Origin of the sequence: Thalassobacillus pellis, assembly GCF_016908295.1 — a bacterium.
Lineage (GTDB): Bacteria > Bacillota > Bacilli > Bacillales > Halobacillaceae > Thalassobacillus > Thalassobacillus pellis.
On the sequence record NZ_JAFBDO010000001.1, the window covers coordinates 1,193,756 to 1,208,991 of the forward strand.

20 protein-coding genes are annotated in these 15,236 nt (G+C 43.9%); 15 read left to right on the forward strand and 5 right to left on the reverse strand.

What is annotated here, in order from left to right:
* Positions 1 to 51: 51 nt before the first annotated feature.
* On the forward strand, positions 52 to 630 hold the full coding sequence (locus JOC33_RS05525; RefSeq protein WP_205091446.1) for a cell wall hydrolase: 579 nt from the start codon (positions 52 to 54) through the stop codon (positions 628 to 630).
* Positions 631 to 808: 178 nt separating this feature from the next.
* Here the strand turns inward: JOC33_RS05525 and JOC33_RS05530 are convergent, their stop codons facing one another.
* Together JOC33_RS05530 and JOC33_RS05535 are read right to left on the reverse strand one after the other, a co-directional pair.
* Positions 809 to 1,024 (reverse strand): hypothetical protein, encoded by a 216-nt coding sequence (locus JOC33_RS05530; RefSeq protein WP_205091447.1) that lies wholly within the window; start codon positions 1,022 to 1,024, stop codon positions 809 to 811.
* 24 nt (positions 1,025 to 1,048) lie between these two features.
* On the reverse strand, positions 1,049 to 1,306 hold the full coding sequence (locus JOC33_RS05535) for a 2Fe-2S iron-sulfur cluster-binding protein (protein WP_205091448.1): 258 nt from the start codon (positions 1,304 to 1,306) through the stop codon (positions 1,049 to 1,051).
* 212 nt (positions 1,307 to 1,518) lie between these two features.
* Here JOC33_RS05535 and JOC33_RS05540 point away from each other — a divergent pair, with 212 nt between their 5' ends.
* From JOC33_RS05540 to JOC33_RS05590, 11 genes are all read left to right on the forward strand, one after another.
* A complete protein-coding gene (locus JOC33_RS05540) occupies positions 1,519 to 1,725 on the forward strand; it encodes a DUF1657 domain-containing protein (protein ID WP_205091449.1) in 207 nt (68 codons plus the stop codon).
* 75 nt (positions 1,726 to 1,800) lie between these two features.
* On the forward strand, positions 1,801 to 2,250 hold the full coding sequence (locus tag JOC33_RS05545) for a YhcN/YlaJ family sporulation lipoprotein (protein ID WP_205091450.1): 450 nt from the start codon (positions 1,801 to 1,803) through the stop codon (positions 2,248 to 2,250).
* Between the two features lie 15 nt (positions 2,251 to 2,265).
* Positions 2,266 to 2,742 carry a stage V sporulation protein AC gene (gene spoVAC, locus JOC33_RS05550; protein WP_205091451.1) on the forward strand — a complete coding sequence of 159 codons (477 nt, stop codon included), beginning with the start codon at positions 2,266 to 2,268 and terminating at the stop codon, positions 2,740 to 2,742.
* On the forward strand, positions 2,742 to 3,746 hold the full coding sequence (gene spoVAD / locus JOC33_RS05555) for a stage V sporulation protein AD (protein ID WP_205091452.1): 1,005 nt from the start codon (positions 2,742 to 2,744) through the stop codon (positions 3,744 to 3,746). The genes spoVAC and spoVAD overlap by 1 nt, the downstream gene beginning before the upstream one ends.
* Positions 3,743 to 4,093, forward strand: coding sequence for a stage V sporulation protein AE (spoVAE, locus tag JOC33_RS05560; protein ID WP_205091453.1), 351 nt, complete (start codon positions 3,743 to 3,745; stop codon positions 4,091 to 4,093). The genes spoVAD and spoVAE overlap by 4 nt, the downstream gene beginning before the upstream one ends.
* 12 nt (positions 4,094 to 4,105) lie before the next feature.
* Positions 4,106 to 4,312, forward strand: a complete 207-nt coding sequence (locus JOC33_RS05565; protein ID WP_205091454.1) for a DUF1657 domain-containing protein — start codon at positions 4,106 to 4,108, stop codon at positions 4,310 to 4,312.
* 15 nt (positions 4,313 to 4,327) lie between these two features.
* Positions 4,328 to 5,188, forward strand: coding sequence for a DUF421 domain-containing protein (locus JOC33_RS05570; protein ID WP_205091455.1), 861 nt, complete (start codon positions 4,328 to 4,330; stop codon positions 5,186 to 5,188).
* Positions 5,189 to 5,419: 231 nt separating this feature from the next.
* Positions 5,420 to 6,880, forward strand: a complete 1,461-nt coding sequence (locus JOC33_RS05575) for a PTS mannitol transporter subunit IICBA (RefSeq protein WP_205091456.1) — start codon at positions 5,420 to 5,422, stop codon at positions 6,878 to 6,880.
* 34 nt (positions 6,881 to 6,914) lie between these two features.
* Positions 6,915 to 9,008, forward strand: a complete 2,094-nt coding sequence (locus JOC33_RS05580; RefSeq protein ID WP_205091457.1) for a BglG family transcription antiterminator — start codon at positions 6,915 to 6,917, stop codon at positions 9,006 to 9,008.
* An 11-nt stretch (positions 9,009 to 9,019) separates the two neighbouring features.
* Complete coding sequence (locus tag JOC33_RS05585) at positions 9,020 to 9,457, forward strand: PTS mannitol transporter subunit IIA (protein ID WP_205091458.1); 438 nt, start codon at positions 9,020 to 9,022, stop codon at positions 9,455 to 9,457.
* Between the two features lie 2 nt (positions 9,458 to 9,459).
* Entirely contained in the window at positions 9,460 to 10,608 is a 1,149-nt protein-coding gene (locus tag JOC33_RS05590) for a mannitol-1-phosphate 5-dehydrogenase (RefSeq protein WP_205091459.1), read from the forward strand.
* Between the two features lie 629 nt (positions 10,609 to 11,237).
* On the opposite strand, the gene JOC33_RS05595 is transcribed toward JOC33_RS05590, so the two are convergent.
* Positions 11,238 to 11,636, reverse strand: a complete 399-nt coding sequence (locus JOC33_RS05595) for a hypothetical protein (protein WP_205091460.1) — start codon at positions 11,634 to 11,636, stop codon at positions 11,238 to 11,240.
* Between the two features lie 148 nt (positions 11,637 to 11,784).
* Between JOC33_RS05595 and JOC33_RS05600 the strand changes: the two genes are divergently transcribed.
* Complete coding sequence (locus JOC33_RS05600) at positions 11,785 to 12,591, forward strand: metallophosphoesterase (protein WP_338054476.1); 807 nt, start codon at positions 11,785 to 11,787, stop codon at positions 12,589 to 12,591.
* A gap of 13 nt (positions 12,592 to 12,604) precedes the next feature.
* On the opposite strand, the gene JOC33_RS05605 is transcribed toward JOC33_RS05600, so the two are convergent.
* On the reverse strand, positions 12,605 to 13,183 hold the full coding sequence (locus JOC33_RS05605; RefSeq protein ID WP_205091462.1) for a YkoP family protein: 579 nt from the start codon (positions 13,181 to 13,183) through the stop codon (positions 12,605 to 12,607).
* 194 nt (positions 13,184 to 13,377) lie between these two features.
* Between JOC33_RS05605 and JOC33_RS05610 the strand changes: the two genes are divergently transcribed.
* Positions 13,378 to 13,719, forward strand: a complete 342-nt coding sequence (locus JOC33_RS05610) for a YolD-like family protein (protein ID WP_205091463.1) — start codon at positions 13,378 to 13,380, stop codon at positions 13,717 to 13,719.
* A 32-nt stretch (positions 13,720 to 13,751) separates the two neighbouring features.
* On the forward strand, positions 13,752 to 14,468 hold the full coding sequence (locus JOC33_RS05615) for a nucleotidyltransferase domain-containing protein (RefSeq protein WP_205091464.1): 717 nt from the start codon (positions 13,752 to 13,754) through the stop codon (positions 14,466 to 14,468).
* Positions 14,469 to 14,543: 75 nt separating this feature from the next.
* Here the strand turns inward: JOC33_RS05615 and JOC33_RS05620 are convergent, their stop codons facing one another.
* Complete coding sequence (locus tag JOC33_RS05620; protein WP_205091465.1) at positions 14,544 to 15,152, reverse strand: hypothetical protein; 609 nt, start codon at positions 15,150 to 15,152, stop codon at positions 14,544 to 14,546.
* Between the last annotated feature and the right edge of the window lie 84 nt (positions 15,153 to 15,236).

A 15,236-nucleotide genomic window follows, 5' to 3' on the forward strand; every position in this document is an offset into this window, starting at 1 on the left:
CTTATATCATGTTAGGTTGTAATGGATGAATTTTCAGAGGGAGGTAGCAACATGAGTTTCAAAAATATGATAATATCAGCCCTTGCAATCGTGATTTCTCTAGGAATCACAGCACAGGTACATGCAAGCGGCCAGACTCATACAGTCAAAGAAGGGGAATCACTATATAAAATTGGTGTGCAATATGGAGTTTCTGTAGTTGATTTGAAAGAAGCAAATGATAAGGAAAACAACATGATTATGACAGGAGAAACACTTACCATCCCAGCTACTATCACAGCTTCGGAGAAGGATCTATTGGCAAGATTGGTTGAAGCTGAAGCGAAAGGGGAGCCATACAGTGGTAAAGTTGCTGTTGCAGCAGTTGTATTAAACCGCGTGGACAGCGATCTATTCCCGGATTCCATCCATGGGGTCATATACGATGGTTATCAATTTTCCCCAGTGCTGAACGGCACTATCAATCAACCAGCGAGTGAAGAATCCAAGCATGCCGTAGAAGAGGCACTTGCCTATCATGGTCTCGGACATGGTTCTTTGTTTTTCTATAACCCGGATAAAGCTGACAGTTCCTATCTCGAATCACGTGAAGTTACCACAATCATTGGTGACCATGTATTCTCCAGATAATATAAAGTCCTGAATGACTAAAAAATCGCCTCACTTTTCGTTATTGTAGGCTTGACCGCTTACATTATAACGATTGAGGCGATTTTTTGTATGAAAGAAATCTTTTTTCATTGTGGATCACCTATTTGGGAGAGGCTGCCCACTCTGTTTAGATTGGTTGCTGTTAAAGTTTATAAAGCTATACAGTTATATCATGGTTGATTCCCCGATGAGCGAGAGGCGGTGACGCCTGCGGGAACAGCGCGAGCCGAAGATCCACTTGGTCAAGTGGTCTTCTTGACCAAGTTAGCAGAGGCCGTGCCCGCGGAAAGCATCCGCCGGCAAGCGATTCGGGAGAATCAACAACAAGCTTTAACAGCTTCTTTAGGTTATAAAAGACTTTTTCATTGGCCACGTTCATCCTATTAGGTTGTCTTCTCTATTTCAATGGTACGGTCTGGCAGGCGAGGCGGTAGCCTTCAGGCAGTTCATCCTCGATTTGTTCGTGTTCTTTTGGAGTCGGCTTGTTCACAATTTCTTCGCCTTTCACCAGTTCTACCTTACAACGGGTGCAATTCCCTTTTTGGCATTTATAATCAAGCGGTACCTCTTGTTCAAAAGCGGTCGCAAGCAGGGACTTTCCTTTAACTGGTTCAATTGTGTAGACATTGCCTTCCTGTTTTACTTGAATTGCCATGGTGTAATCTCCCTTTCTATTCTGGTATGTTCGAAAAGCTGTCTATTGCCTATTGTATGGTTTCATAAGCTTTCTAACAAGTTTATTGGTATCCCCGCTATAACTTTTTTATGAATGTAAGGAAATCACATTTTCAAAAAAAAGGAAATCATAAAACCATAAGAGTAGAAGAAAATAACATTTGTAAAAAAAATAGTAAAGGAGAGAGATTTATGACAGTAATCAGTGATGTCAAGCAGACGATGGCAGGACTGAAAAGTGCCCAGGCCAGCTTTGAAACATTCGCATTGGGAACGGAAAACCAGCAGGCGAAACAGCTGTACGAACAGGCTGCTCAGCAAACACAGGCAATCATCGATAATTTGGAACCGAGAGTGGCGGAAATCGAGCAGGAGGAACCGCAATATAGACAACAATAATGGGGAAGGATAAGCAAAAGGTTAGCATATGGGCTGGCCTTTTCTGTTATTCGACCGTTAAAGGTGGTGAAGGGAATGTACTGGCTATTAAGTGTTGTAATTACAGGTGCTTTGCTGGCCGGATGCCAGAATCAGCCCGGTGCAGAGCCGGGAGCTGGAATTAACGATCCGATAAAAGTAGGAACAGCAGAGATTGTTAATCAGGATATTGCCCGAAATGCAGAAAAGCAATTAAAAGAGGAGAATCATCTTAAAGATGTCCAGGCTGTCAATGATGGAAAAAAGCTTTTGATTGCTGCCCAGGTTCCCCATAATGAACGGTTTTCTTTGAAAAAAATCGAAAAGAAAATGAACAGACAAGCGAAAAAGCAATTTCCCGATCATGAGGTGACACTATCGATGGATAAAAAAATCCATTTAGAAGTCATGGAGCTGAAAGGAAAGCTCAGTGAAGGTGGTATCGGAAAGAAGAAATGGAAGAAGGAAATAGAACGGATCATTAAACTTTCGAAGGAAAAAACGTAAAGAAGGTGCCCGGCAATGGCTGATAAAAAAAAGAATCTCACCCCTGCGCAACAAGAATACCAGCAATTCCAAAATCAGCGAGAAGTGAAGCGGCCAGTTTTAAAGAATTGTGTCAAAGCTTTTTTTGTCGGCGGATTCATCTGCCTGATCGGTCAATTCATTCAAATGTTCTTCATTTATAATTTTAATTTCACGGAAGAAACGGCAGGAAACCCGACAGTCGCTGTCATGGTATTCATCGCTATGCTGCTGACCGGATTTGGTGTGTATGATCGAATGGCGCAATTTGGCGGTGCAGGTACTGCAGTCCCTGTTACAGGCTTTGGGAATGCAGTTATTTCTGCAGCTATCGAGCACCGTACAGAAGGGTTCATCCTTGGTGTGGGAGGCAATATGTTCAAGCTCGCTGGATCTGTAATCATGACAGGTGTTTTCGCGGCTTTTCTCATTGCTTTGATCAAGACGATTCTTATTCAGTGGGGTGGGTTGTAATGGCAACATGGGTCTTTGAAAAACGGCCGGTAATCGTATCCACAGGAACAGTCGGGGGACCATTTGAGGCAAATGGAAAGTTAGCGGATGACTTTGATATCCTCCATGAGGATATTTGGCTGAAAGAAGATACCTTTGAAAAAGCCCATAAAGTAATGCTGGAAGAAGCAGCTATGCGGGCTATCGAAAAGGGGGAAGTCACGAAAGAGCAGGTAGAGTTTTTTCTGGCAGGAGATTTGATCAACCAGATTACGCCGACAAGCTTCGCTGCCAAAACAGTGGGTGCTCCATACCTTGGTTTATTCGGGGCATGTTCGACGTCGATGGAAGGATTGGCATTAAGTGCCTTCCTCATTAACCATGGCGGCGCTTCGTGTATTTTAACGGGCTCTTCCAGCCATAATGCCGCCGTAGAAAAGCAGTTCCGCTACCCGACGGAATATGGAGCACAAAAACCGCCCACTTCCCAATGGACAGTTACCGGAGCAGGAGTATCGCTAGTGAAAGATAAGGGAGAAGGCCCTGTTGTAACTTCGGCGACGATCGGCAAGGTGGTTGATATGGGCTTGTCTGATCCCTTCAATATGGGAGGAGCAATGGCGCCTGCTGCTGTCGATACGATCGAAACTCATTTGAAGGAAAGGAATATTACCGCTTCTTATTATGATTTGATTGTGACTGGTGATTTAGGGCACATTGGCCGCGAGGTGGCTCTCGATTTGCTGAAAAAACACGGCACCGACATCAATGAGGAGCAATTTCAGGATTGCGGATTGATGATTTACCGGGAAGGACAGCCTGTTTTGGCGGGTGCAAGCGGAGCTGGATGCTCGGCTGTTGTTGTATATGGACATTTATTAAACCGGATGAAAAAAGGAGAAATTAAGCGGATGCTTGTAGTTGCAACCGGTGCTTTGCTCTCTCCGGTAACTTTTCAGCAAAAAGAAACAATTCCGTGTATCGCTCACGCTGTTTCTATTGAATTTGGAGGTGGGGAGGCATGATTTTCTTTTGGGCATTCGTTGTCGGGGGACTGATCTGTGTAATAGGTCAGATCATGTTCGATGTTTTTAAGCTTACTCCTGCGCACACGTTAAGCGCCTTAGTGGTGTTGGGAGCAATTTTGGACGGGTTCGGTCTGTATGAACCATTGATAGATTTCGCCGGAGCCGGGGCAACCGTGCCGATTACAAGCTTCGGGAATGCGCTGGTTCACGGGGCAATGGAAGAAGCAGAAAAGCATGGACTTGTCGGAGTGGTTACTGGAATGTTCGAAGTGACAAGTGCCGGTATTTCAGCGGCAATCATCTTCGGAACAATTGCAGCAATCATATTCAAACCTAAGGGTTAAGGAGCGGTTAAGATGACGATCGGTGCAGAAGTTAAGCAATGTCTAGCCATGCTAAAAAGCATGGAAGCAGGACTTTCCACGCTTGCCCTTCACAGTAATGATGAGGAAACAAAGCGGCTGTTTCATGAACAAATGCTTGTAATGGAGGAAATCAAGCAGGATATCAGAGAACGGGTAAGCAAGCTGGAAAGGGAGGAAGAACAATATAAAGGCTTTTAAAAGGAGGATTCCGGAATGCCAGATTGGTTAGAAGTAGTTGTAAGAGGTTTCCTGTTTGTAATCATCTTGTTTTTAATGACGAAACTTCTTGGTAAAAAGCAATTGTCCGAGCTGTCTTTTTTTGAATATGTCACTGGCATCACCATCGGAAGTATTGCCGCCGAAGTGATCATGGGACTCGATAATAACATCTGGCACGGAATTATTGGCATCCTGATATTTGCCGTACTGCCGTTTTTTACTGAAATCCTGTCGGTTCATTCTAAGCGAGTCCGGGATTTTGTAGAAGGCAAAGGGACTGTCATCATTAAGGATGGCAAAGTGCTTGAAGAGAATTTGAAAAAGGAAAAGTACACCACGGATGAACTGCTTCAATTGTTGAGAGAGAAAGATATCTTTGATATTGCCGACCTGGAATACGCCGTATTAGAAGCAGACGGAAAGCTGAGTGTGCTTCCCAAAAAGGATGCCCGCCCTGTTACACGCAAAGACCTCGGTATGCCCGCTATCAATGAAAAAGAACCCCATACCGTAATTATGGACGGAGAAATATTAGATGAGCCTCTAACTTCAGCTGGGAAAAATCGCGGCTGGCTCAAATCCGAGCTGGACAAACTCGGGGTGACACTGGAAAATGTTTTCCTCGGCCAGATCAATGCTTATGGGGAACTTACCGCCGATTTGTATGATGACAAAATTCAGGTCCCATCTTCCCAGGAAAGACCGCTCCTGCTTGCCAGTATGAAAAAATGCCAGGCGGACCTGGAGTTGTTCGCACTGGCCACAGATTCAAAAGAAGCCAAAGATATGTATAAGAAAAATGCTGAAAGGCTGGAAGCATCGATTGCCAAATTAAGCCCTTTGCTGAAGGGGTAGGCTATCGGTTTTGCTTTCAGCTTTTTCATTGTTTCTGTTGGCTTGGAAAGGAGCAATTGTGTTTTTTACTGCTTTTGACAAGTGTTTCTCAAGGTACTTATTAAATTCTGTCACGTTACCTCTGCCAAACATGCATTTAGATTGTATTGAGAAAAGCATTGTAACCGCTTTATGATGAAAATACAAAGAGATTAAAATCTATAAATTTAAAGAGACGAGGAGGAACTTTTTGTGGCAGAGCAAACAGGTGCAAGAGCAAAAGTTCAACGGTTTGGAAGTTTTTTGAGTGGGATGATCATGCCCAATATCGGAGCATTCATCGCTTGGGGTCTGATTACAGCATTATTCATAGAAACAGGCTGGACTCCTAATGAGGATTTCGCGAAGCTGGTAGGTCCAATGATCACCTACTTGCTGCCACTGCTGATCGGTTTTACCGGGGGTCGAATTGTCCATGGCCTCCGCGGCGGTGTCGTCGGGGCGACAGCGACTATGGGTGTCATCGTAGGAGCGAGCATTCCAATGTTCCTTGGTGCCATGCTGATGGGGCCGCTTGGCGGTCTCGCGATCAAGTATACGGATAAGCTGTTTGAAGGCAGAATCCGTTCTGGATTTGAAATGCTAGTCAACAACTTCTCCGCAGGAATTGTCGGAGGAATCCTGGCTTTATTCGGATTCAAGATTATTGAACCACTTGTTTCCGGACTGACAAAGGTTTTGGCAGCTGGGGTAGAATTCATGATCAATGTCGGATTACTTCCTTTGGTCAACCTTTTCATTGAACCAGCGAAAGTTCTCTTTTTAAACAATGCGATTAACCATGGGATTTTAAGTCCGATTGCAGTGGATCAGGCACAGGAAGCAGGAAAATCCATTCTGTTCTTGTTAGAAACAAATCCTGGCCCTGGGCTTGGTGTCTTGCTTGCGTTCATGGTATTCGGAAAAGGAATTTCCCGGCATACTGCACCAGGTGCTGCAGTCATCCATTTCCTTGGTGGTATTCATGAAATTTACTTCCCGTACATTTTATCGCGCCCGCTTCTATTGTTAGCTCCGATGGCCGGAGGTGTTGCTGGAACAGCTACGTTCGCAGCGTTTGGTGTCGGTTTGACGTCTACGCCATCACCAGGAAGTATTTTCGCCCTATTGGCGTTGACGCCTAAAGGCAACTTTATTGGTGTCATCCTTGGTGTCCTGGTTGCAGCAGCTATTTCCTTCGCAGTTGCTTCCTTAATTTTGAAAATGAGCAAACAGGAGGAAGAAGAAGACTTAGATGCGGCTACTGCTAAAATGGAAGCAATGAAAGGGAAGAAAAGCAGTGTAGCAGGAACCCTGGCAAAAGAAGATGAAAAAGAAGAGGACCCTGTCAAAGAGACACCGGCAGACAAAGTACCGGAAGTCGATTATAGTGAAGTTGACAAAATTATTTTTGCCTGTGATGCCGGTATGGGATCCAGTGCCATGGGTGCATCCTTGTTAAAAAATAAATTCAAGAAAGCGAACATCGATATTGATGTAACGAATATGGCGATCAATGACCTTCCTGATGATGTAGACATTGTCATTACCCATAAGGACTTGACGGATCGTGCAAGGAACAAGGTGCCAGGAGCTTATCATATTTCTGTCGAAAACTTTTTGAACAGCCCGAAATATGATGAACTCGTAAATGAGCTTACGGAAAATAATTAATAGACGAAGAATGGGATGAGGGAGGTGAGCAGGAATGTATATGACCGGTCGTGAACGGAAGCTGCTGGAAATTCTGTTGGATGCAAGCCAGGAAGTATCTGTGAAAAATCTGTCAGAGGAACTTGATGTCAGTACAAGAACCATCCATCGTGATATGAAAAATGTCGAGGATATCCTTAACTCGTATGACATTCAGCTGGATAAAAAGGCAGGAAGCGGCTTTGTCATCGCTGGCACAGATGCTGCGATGACAGAGTTGAGGGCAGCCATCCATGAACAGGCATCCCTGGATTATACTCCGGAAGAACGGCATGTTCTGTTGCTGTCAAGGCTGCTTGAGGCAAGGGAACCGGTGAAACTGGTGGCCTTGGCTAACGAACTTGGCGTGACAGTTGCCACTCTCAGTAATGACTTGGATAAAATGGAAGTAGAGCTGAGTGATTTTCACCTGTCCTTAGTCCGGAAAAGGGGCTACGGGGTGGAAGTCCGGGGCGATGAAGCCGCCATCCGGGAAGCGATCAACCATCTTATTATGGAACACATGGATGAGCTTGATTTCCTTACTCTATTAAGGGAAAAGGTGAATGACCCTGCTCAATCTCCCATTGATGAAGTATCCAGCCAGCTTCTCGGCATGGTGGATAAGGAAAAATTGAAGCAGATTGAGAAGCATCTGGAAGAGTTACGGGATAAACTGCCTTATCATCTTGCAGACAGTGCCTATATAGGACTGCTTGTTCATCTTGCCCTCGCATTAGAGCGGGTCAGACTCGGTGAGATGATTGATATGGACCAGTCCCATTTGGAGAACATGAAAACTACAAAGGAATATGCGTTTGCCAGTGAGTTGATAGATAAATTGGCAAATGCATTTGAATTTGATATTCCAGAGGCTGAAATCGGTTATACGACAATGCATCTGATGGGGGCAAAAGCAAGATTCCATAAGGACTACACGATAGAAGAATCAAGTATAAGCGTCGCTTTTAAAGCGAAGCAGCTCATTGAAATTGTGTCTAATGACATTGGGTCAGATTTGCATCGGTCGCCAAGACTGCTCAACGATTTAGTCGTTCACTTGAAGCCGAGCGTGTATCGGCTCCAGCAGAATATGGGGATCCAGAATCCACTGACAGAGCAAATATACGAAGACTACCCTGAATTATTTCAAGTAGTGAAGAAGGCGCTTGATGACATTTTTCCTGAGCTTACTTTTCCAATAGAAGAGACAGCGTTTGTTGTCATGCATTTTGCCTCCGCGTTATTGAATATGGAAGATCCAAAAAGCCTTCATGTACTGGTGGTCTGCTCAAGCGGAATCGGCACCGCCAAAATGCTTGCAGCAAGATTGAAGCGGGAATTCAAAGATATCGAAACGGTCGAGCACCATTCTCTTTTCGATTTGGAACAGCTTGATCTTCAAACGTATGACATGATCATTTCGACGGTTCACTTGAGAAATATGGAAGAATATATCCAGGTAAATCCAATTCTTCCCCCAGGGGACATTCATCGAATTGAGCATGCCATTCGTAAAGTAAGGATTTCCGGCAGAATAAAAAAACAGGAACAGCAACCGGAAAAAATTGTGGAAGCAGATGATACGTTACAGGCAATCCGCAATTCGGTCGAAACCATTCAGCGCTATGCAACGAGCGTTAACCAGGTTCTGGACGGATTACTCGTTGAGAATATAGAAGCAGATGACCTTTCGGATGCATTGAGAAAAGCATGTGCACAATTGTCACAAACAATAACCAGCCCTGATGAGGTAGTCAAGCAATTGGCAGCCCGCGAACAACTGGGAGGTCTCGGCATACCTGAGACGAAACTGGCGTTGTATCATACGAAAAGTGAACATATCGAGAAGGTATCCTTCACCATTCATTACTTGAAACGTCCACTTGTGATTACAGGCATGGACCAGGAGGATATGAAGATGGATACGATGCTTTTGATGCTGGCCCCGGAAGGACTTCATCAAGAAGGGCTGGAGGTAATGAGTTTTATCAGCTCATTGATTGTAGAGGAAGAGAAATGTATCGCAATATTGCAGTCGAAGGATGAAGAAAGGATCATTCATTACCTTTCAAACCAGCTGCATCAATTTTTTAAGAATAAACGATAGGGGAGAAAATTATGTCTGAAACTATTTTGAAAGAAGCCAATATCCAATTGAACCAAAGTCTTACCGGGAAAGAAGAAGCTGTCCGTTTTGTCGGCGGTATCCTTCACAAGGAAGGCTACGTTACGGAAGATTATATCGAATCGATGCTTGCAAGAGAGGAAATCACCTCCACGTTCATGGGGAATCATGTCGCCATCCCCCATGGAACCGAAGAAGCTAAAAAATCTGTGAAAGAAACTGGCATTTCTGTCGTAACCGTACCTGATGGAGTAGATTTTGGCGGCGGCAATATAGTGAAGCTCCTGATCGGGATCGCGGGTAAAGGTGATGAGCACTTGGAGATCCTATCGAAAATCGCCATCGTCTGCTCTGAAGAAGAAAATATTGATAAAATTCTCCAGGCCGACTCTAAACAGGAAGTAATCTCCATATTCAGCGAGGTGGAATAACTATGAAGGCACTTCACTTCGGAGCAGGGAATATCGGGCGCGGATTCATCGGCGCGCTCCTTTCCCAGTCCGGTTATGACACAACGTTTGTAGATGTCGATGAAAAATTGATCCAGCTCATCAATGAGCGGAAATCCTACCATGTGGAGATTGCCGGCTCCAACGAAAGCATCCAGGTCAATAACATAGCCGGCCTTAACAGCCTGAAGCAGCAGGAGGATGTAATCGAAGCAATTGCCGAGGCAGACCTAGTGACAACAGCTGTTGGTCCGGCAATTTTGAAAGTGATTGCACCACTTTTGGCAAAAGGTCTGGAAAAAGTAGTGGACAATGGCAGCCGTCCATTGAATGTAATTGCCTGTGAAAACATGATTGAAGGCTCTTCAAAGCTTCGTGGATACGTATTAAATGAATTGGATGGCACCGTTCAGGAAAAGGTCAAAGAGCAAATCGGATTTCCTGATGCTGCTGTTGATCGAATCGTTCCTGAACAGAAGAATCAAGATCCTTTGACCGTCAAAGTAGAGCCGTACCATGAATGGGTTGTGGAAACGAAGGATATTCGAGGCGATTTACCGGAAATAACCGGTATTCATTATGTTGGTGACCTGACTCCTTACATCGAGCGAAAGTTATATACAGTAAATACCGGTCATGCTGTTGCCGCCTACCTTGGTCATTACCATGGTTTAGAGACGATCAAGGAAGCTATGGACGATCCTGCCATTTTGGAAAAAGTAAGGGGAACGCTTGGTGAATCAGGAGATGTACTGATTAAAAAATATCAATTTGATGAAAGCGAACATCACCATTACGTGGATAAAATCATCGAGCGTTTCCTGAATCCAGCCTTGTCTGATTATGTGACTCGGGTAGGGCGTGCCCCGATCCGAAAGTTAGGTCCAGACGACAGGCTTGTCGGTCCTGGGCGAGAGTACGTTCAATTATTTAAGAAAGCTCCAGACTATTTAGCAGAAGTCATTGCGTCAGCATTGCTGTATCAGAATGACAGCGATCCGGAAGCAGAGGAGCTTCAGAAGAAAATTAAAGCTGTAGGTGCGATCGAGGCATTTACTGAGATTGCTGATCTGCCTATGGACCATCCATTGACAGTCCGTGTAAAGGAAATATACAACCAGCTTTCCAATTAAATATTTTTTCTTTAGGTGGCTGTGAAAGATCTTTTCTATTAGGAAGACAGTAAGGTCCCTCGGGTTACACCGAAGCAACTGGTAATCGGGAGATGTAGGTAAGGTTTGGCTTTTAAAAAAGCGGTCAATCCTCGCTGTGATAAAGAACGTTACGATGAGGATCGGCTTTAGCTTTTCAGGGGGTGGGCAAGGCGGTCCTGCTTTTGATTTAACTTTCAGGGATTTTATGCCCTCTATACCTTCATGAGTCTTTATGTAGTGTTTTTTGAACATGAAAAAAGGGTGATTTTCTTTAAAATCAAAGAAGATCACCCTTTTTAGATTGGCCGTTGTTAAAGTTAACAATACACGGTTATATCATAGTTGATTCCACGAATAGTGAGAGGCCGTGCCCGCGGCAAGCATCCGCCGGCAAGCGGTTCGTGAGAATCAACAACCAACTTCAACATCTCCTTTTGATTATAAAGGGCTTTTTTCAGTGGCTCCGGTTACACCCCGGGGCCTTTTTCTGCTTCCAGACAACATTTCTATTTCATATTTGTATATAAAAAAATCGCTCCATTCGCTAAAATGTAAGCGATCTAATGCAGCTTCAGTCTATTTCTATATTCTCCTGCTAACTTCCTGTTTCATCCTTCCTTAAGGCCAATATAAGGAATCTTCTGATCACCGACGACTGCTATAAGAACAGGACTGTTGTTTTCCTGCAGTTCAAATATCTCCGTTCCAACAGGCAGGTTGGTTGCTATCCCTGTGCCGAAATCCTCTCCTTCATGATAGGTGCCGGTGATTTCCAATACTTTTTCTCCAATTTCTAACTCCAGTTTCCTCATCCATTCAATATCTTCCGCATTTTCATAGACAACATTTTCAAAAGCAAAGATATCCCCATCTGGATGGTCGAGCAAGTACATTTGCGGGGTAGTTTTCATGACAGTTTCTGAGTCGACGGACTCTTCCTGTACACTGCATGCTGCTAGCCATAAACTAACGAGGCCAATAAAAGCCAACCATCTGCCAGACTTCATTTCCCTCCTCCTTTCCTGCTGTTTTTCTTTTATCATACCAAAAACCAGGTCATAAAAGCGTAGAAAGAAACTGCATTGGAAACAAAGCCACCAATTGCCAGTTATCTAGCTGCCAAACGTCTGTATAATGGAATTTGGAGGTGGAATTGTGAGTCTGTTACTGCTTTTCATACCATTTATCCTGATCGGCATTCATGCCGCCTATAAAAATACCAGGCAAGTTAATATAAATAGAATTGATGTTGGAGCTACAAAATATACCGAAAGACCGCTCCATATTTTGCATATTTCGGATATGCATCTTGAAAATATTTCGATTACAGCAGATGAGCTTCATGAAAGATTAAAAGGAGAGTCTTTTGACCTGATTGCGTTGACAGGAGACTTCCTCGACCGGAAATGGACAATACCAAAGCTTGTGCCGTACCTGGAGGTTTTCCAGCGCCTTGCACCTGTTCATGGCATTTATGCTGTTTTCGGCAATCATGATTATGTACTTCGCCCCCATAATTTTGAAAAATTGAAAAGCACCTTGCAAGCTTATGGGTGCCAGACGCTGCAGAATGAACAGGAACGCCTCATGATAGACGGCAGACAAATCAATATCGTTGGCATTGATGATTACAGCACTGGTCGCAGTGATCTGGAAGCTTCCTTTAAAGAGGTGGAAGAAGGGTATACACTAGTCCTGACCCATGACCCGAATGTTGTCCTTGAAATGGCTGGATATCATTTTGATTACTTATTGTCCGGACATTTCCATGGCGGACAGATTCTTTATCCGAAGGCTTACCATCTGGCCAAAATGGGTAAGCTGCCACGGATGGATATGGTAAAAGGCCTTCAAAACTATCAGGGTAAAGCGTTTTATATCAGCGAAGGGCTTGGTCAGACCGGGCTGAACATCCGGGTAGGAAGCCGGCCGGAAATCACCATGCATCAACTCGCAGAATAAAAGCCGAAGACGCCTACATGGTGTATTCGGCTTTTTTGCTCTGGTATCTATTTTCAAGGTCTGTACGGGACATGTAAATATATTTAGGCTGGTGCTTTTTCAAATATTTCAGGGATGGCGGCCGCATACACAGAGTGCTGATAGCAATAAATGACATTAATTTCAGCGAGCGATAGAAGGGGCTCTCGATAGCAATAATTTCGAACCCAAGCCGTTCACAGCCACTGTTCAGGGCTGTGATGCCAACAATGCCTTTGATCTCATTGACACGCTTATGGGAAGTAATGAACGAAACGAGGTCAGGCAAAGAGTGCTGAACAGCTTTATAAATATAGCGGGCTTTTTGAATATCGTTTTTCATCCCGCGCATTTCATTGATCAGCCGGATATTATGCAGATGTATTTTGATCAGCTGGTCATTTTTCTGAAGGAGCGTACCGTCAGCCAGCTTCCTCTGTTTTCCTTTATAAGCGACCAGCTTGACCCGAAAGATGTTATTAATTTTATTTTTAGACCGCACATATGTCAGGCGGCTCATTCGGTAGTATAATGGATCCAATAAGGTCCAGATGTCAACAAGGTACTGTTTCATAAATGACTCCTCCACGATGATGTATGTCGCCTATTATTTTTTGGCTGCAGCACCCATTTTATAGATGGCAAATTGTAGCTATCCGGGGAGTTTCCAGTGTTAATTTATGGAATTCAAAAAAATCAGCTTTACCCTTTTAGAAACTTTGGATATAATGAGAACAAACGTTCGAAATTATGACGGGAGGGGTAAGGATGGATGGCCAGAACAGGGATCGCGGTACAATCAAGTGGACATCATTGATGCTGCCGGAGCATGTTCAGCTTGTGAAAGAACTTTGGAAAGAAGATGAACGCGTAGAGAAGGGAATCATCGATGAGCAGAAGGCCGTTGAAATTGACTTCCTGATCCAACGGGCGATGAATGATAATTTGACAGTGGAAATTACTTATCATGACGGCTTTGAGCATCAATATCAGAAAGGTAAAATCAATTCAATCTGCACATTCAGAAAGCGATTGCACGGTATGGATGCCAATACCAGGGACATATTCTCGATTGATCTAAACGATATTATCGATATCACTATCCAATGATTTCAGGTAAGAACAAGGGGGGAAAGGGGCTTATGAAGCTCGATGCAAAAGAGGCAGCTGAAAAGATAGTTCATACGTATTATCCTCATTGTGAGGTGGCATTGTTGTCCGGAAGCGTGGTCAGGGGGGAGGCAACCAAAACCTCTGATTTGGACATCGTCCTTTTCGATGACCAACTCCTTTCCTCCTACCGGGAATCATTTCATGCCTATGGCTGGCCTGTTGAGGTATTTGCCCACAGCTTTTCCTCGTATCAAAAGTTTTATAAAAGTGACTGTGAGCGCGGCCGTCCTTCCCTGCCGCGGATGGTGGCAGAAGGTTATGTCATAAAGGGAGATGCTGTAAAGCTGAAAGAAGAAGCGGAACAGCTGCTCGCTAGTGGCCCGGCCTCATGGGATGAAAAGAAAATTTGGGAGAAACGTTATTTCATCACAGATGTGCTGGAGGATTTCATTGGATCAGAGGACAGGGCGGAGGAAATTTTTATTGTCAACAAAATGGCGGACCTCATCCATGAATTTGTGCTCAGGACTAACAGGTGCTGGACGGGCGATTCTAAATGGGTGATTAAAGCAATCCAGGCATACGACCCCGTGTTTGCCAAGGGTTTCGTGAAGTCGCTTGAGCGCTATTACGTTCACGGTGAAAAAGAACCTCTGATCAAACTTGTCGATGAAGTGCTGGCTCCTTATGGAGGAAGGCTGTTCGCTGGATTTTCACTTGGAAAAAAAAATGAAAAGCAGACGTAAATAAACAACCATGACAGGTTGAAAGCGTAGGATATTGGAAGGGCAGTGGGCTAAGTATATTGCTTGATTAGACTGTCATTGTCTCTTCCTGATTTCTGCAAGGTTGTCACGGATAGCTGCACCGGAAGCTTCGGCGCTGCTGATGATTTTACGCTGGTAATCCCAGAGCGACTGGCCATATGAAATTTCGATTGTTTCGCCGTCATTCAGATGGAAAATGATTTGTTTCAAAAAGATGGTACCCTCATTCTTTTCGTATACTTTATCGATTTCCTGTACATCGCTCCATTGATACTTTTGTTGCTCCCATGCGAATAGGGTGTTGTAGGCAAAGCCGTTCTTTTCGAAAAAATAATAATTGTTGATTGCCAGTATAATCAACAGGATAGCAACAGGAAATCCGGCAATAAGCATCCAATGAGGTGCTTTTTTATTTTTATCTTCCCGCTTGAATTTGAAAATAATATAGATGCTCAATATAATGGAAATCCATAAAAAACTTGCACCAAGTGTAATATAAGCTGAAGGTGGCCCCTGAAACACCCAATGCTCTCGTGAAAAGAAGAAAATGTCCTGAAAAATAGCTAAAAGTGCGAAAGGTGCAATAAAGCTTAATACGAAGCTTATGATAATGATGGCGATTATCAAATAGTTAATCTGTGAACCTTGATCCACGGTGTACATAAAACTCCCCCCACGCCGAATAAGTAAAATTTTTACAAAATTCAAATTAATTATACGCGCAGCCATCAGAATGTACAACGGAAA

Excerpts from the sequence above, each read along its gene's own strand:
- JOC33_RS05525 (WP_205091446.1), top strand. The coding sequence starts at position 52 with ATGAGTTTCAAAAATATGATAATATCAGCCCTTGCAATCGTGATTTCT.
- JOC33_RS05535 (WP_205091448.1), bottom strand. The coding sequence starts at position 1,306 with ATGGCAATTCAAGTAAAACAGGAAGGCAATGTCTACACAATTGAACCA.
- JOC33_RS05540 (WP_205091449.1), top strand. The coding sequence starts at position 1,519 with ATGACAGTAATCAGTGATGTCAAGCAGACGATGGCAGGACTGAAAAGT.
- JOC33_RS05545 (WP_205091450.1), top strand. The coding sequence starts at position 1,801 with ATGTACTGGCTATTAAGTGTTGTAATTACAGGTGCTTTGCTGGCCGGA.
- spoVAC (WP_205091451.1), top strand. The coding sequence starts at position 2,266 with ATGGCTGATAAAAAAAAGAATCTCACCCCTGCGCAACAAGAATACCAG.
- spoVAD (WP_205091452.1), top strand. The coding sequence starts at position 2,742 with ATGGCAACATGGGTCTTTGAAAAACGGCCGGTAATCGTATCCACAGGA.
- spoVAE (WP_205091453.1), top strand. The coding sequence starts at position 3,743 with ATGATTTTCTTTTGGGCATTCGTTGTCGGGGGACTGATCTGTGTAATA.
- JOC33_RS05565 (WP_205091454.1), top strand. The coding sequence starts at position 4,106 with ATGACGATCGGTGCAGAAGTTAAGCAATGTCTAGCCATGCTAAAAAGC.
- JOC33_RS05570 (WP_205091455.1), top strand. The coding sequence starts at position 4,328 with ATGCCAGATTGGTTAGAAGTAGTTGTAAGAGGTTTCCTGTTTGTAATC.
- JOC33_RS05580 (WP_205091457.1), top strand. The coding sequence starts at position 6,915 with ATGTATATGACCGGTCGTGAACGGAAGCTGCTGGAAATTCTGTTGGAT.
- JOC33_RS05585 (WP_205091458.1), top strand. The coding sequence starts at position 9,020 with ATGTCTGAAACTATTTTGAAAGAAGCCAATATCCAATTGAACCAAAGT.
- JOC33_RS05590 (WP_205091459.1), top strand. The coding sequence starts at position 9,460 with ATGAAGGCACTTCACTTCGGAGCAGGGAATATCGGGCGCGGATTCATC.
- JOC33_RS05595 (WP_205091460.1), bottom strand. The coding sequence starts at position 11,636 with ATGAAGTCTGGCAGATGGTTGGCTTTTATTGGCCTCGTTAGTTTATGG.
- JOC33_RS05605 (WP_205091462.1), bottom strand. The coding sequence starts at position 13,183 with ATGAAACAGTACCTTGTTGACATCTGGACCTTATTGGATCCATTATAC.
- JOC33_RS05610 (WP_205091463.1), top strand. The coding sequence starts at position 13,378 with ATGGATGGCCAGAACAGGGATCGCGGTACAATCAAGTGGACATCATTG.
- JOC33_RS05615 (WP_205091464.1), top strand. The coding sequence starts at position 13,752 with ATGAAGCTCGATGCAAAAGAGGCAGCTGAAAAGATAGTTCATACGTAT.
- JOC33_RS05620 (WP_205091465.1), bottom strand. The coding sequence starts at position 15,152 with ATGTACACCGTGGATCAAGGTTCACAGATTAACTATTTGATAATCGCC.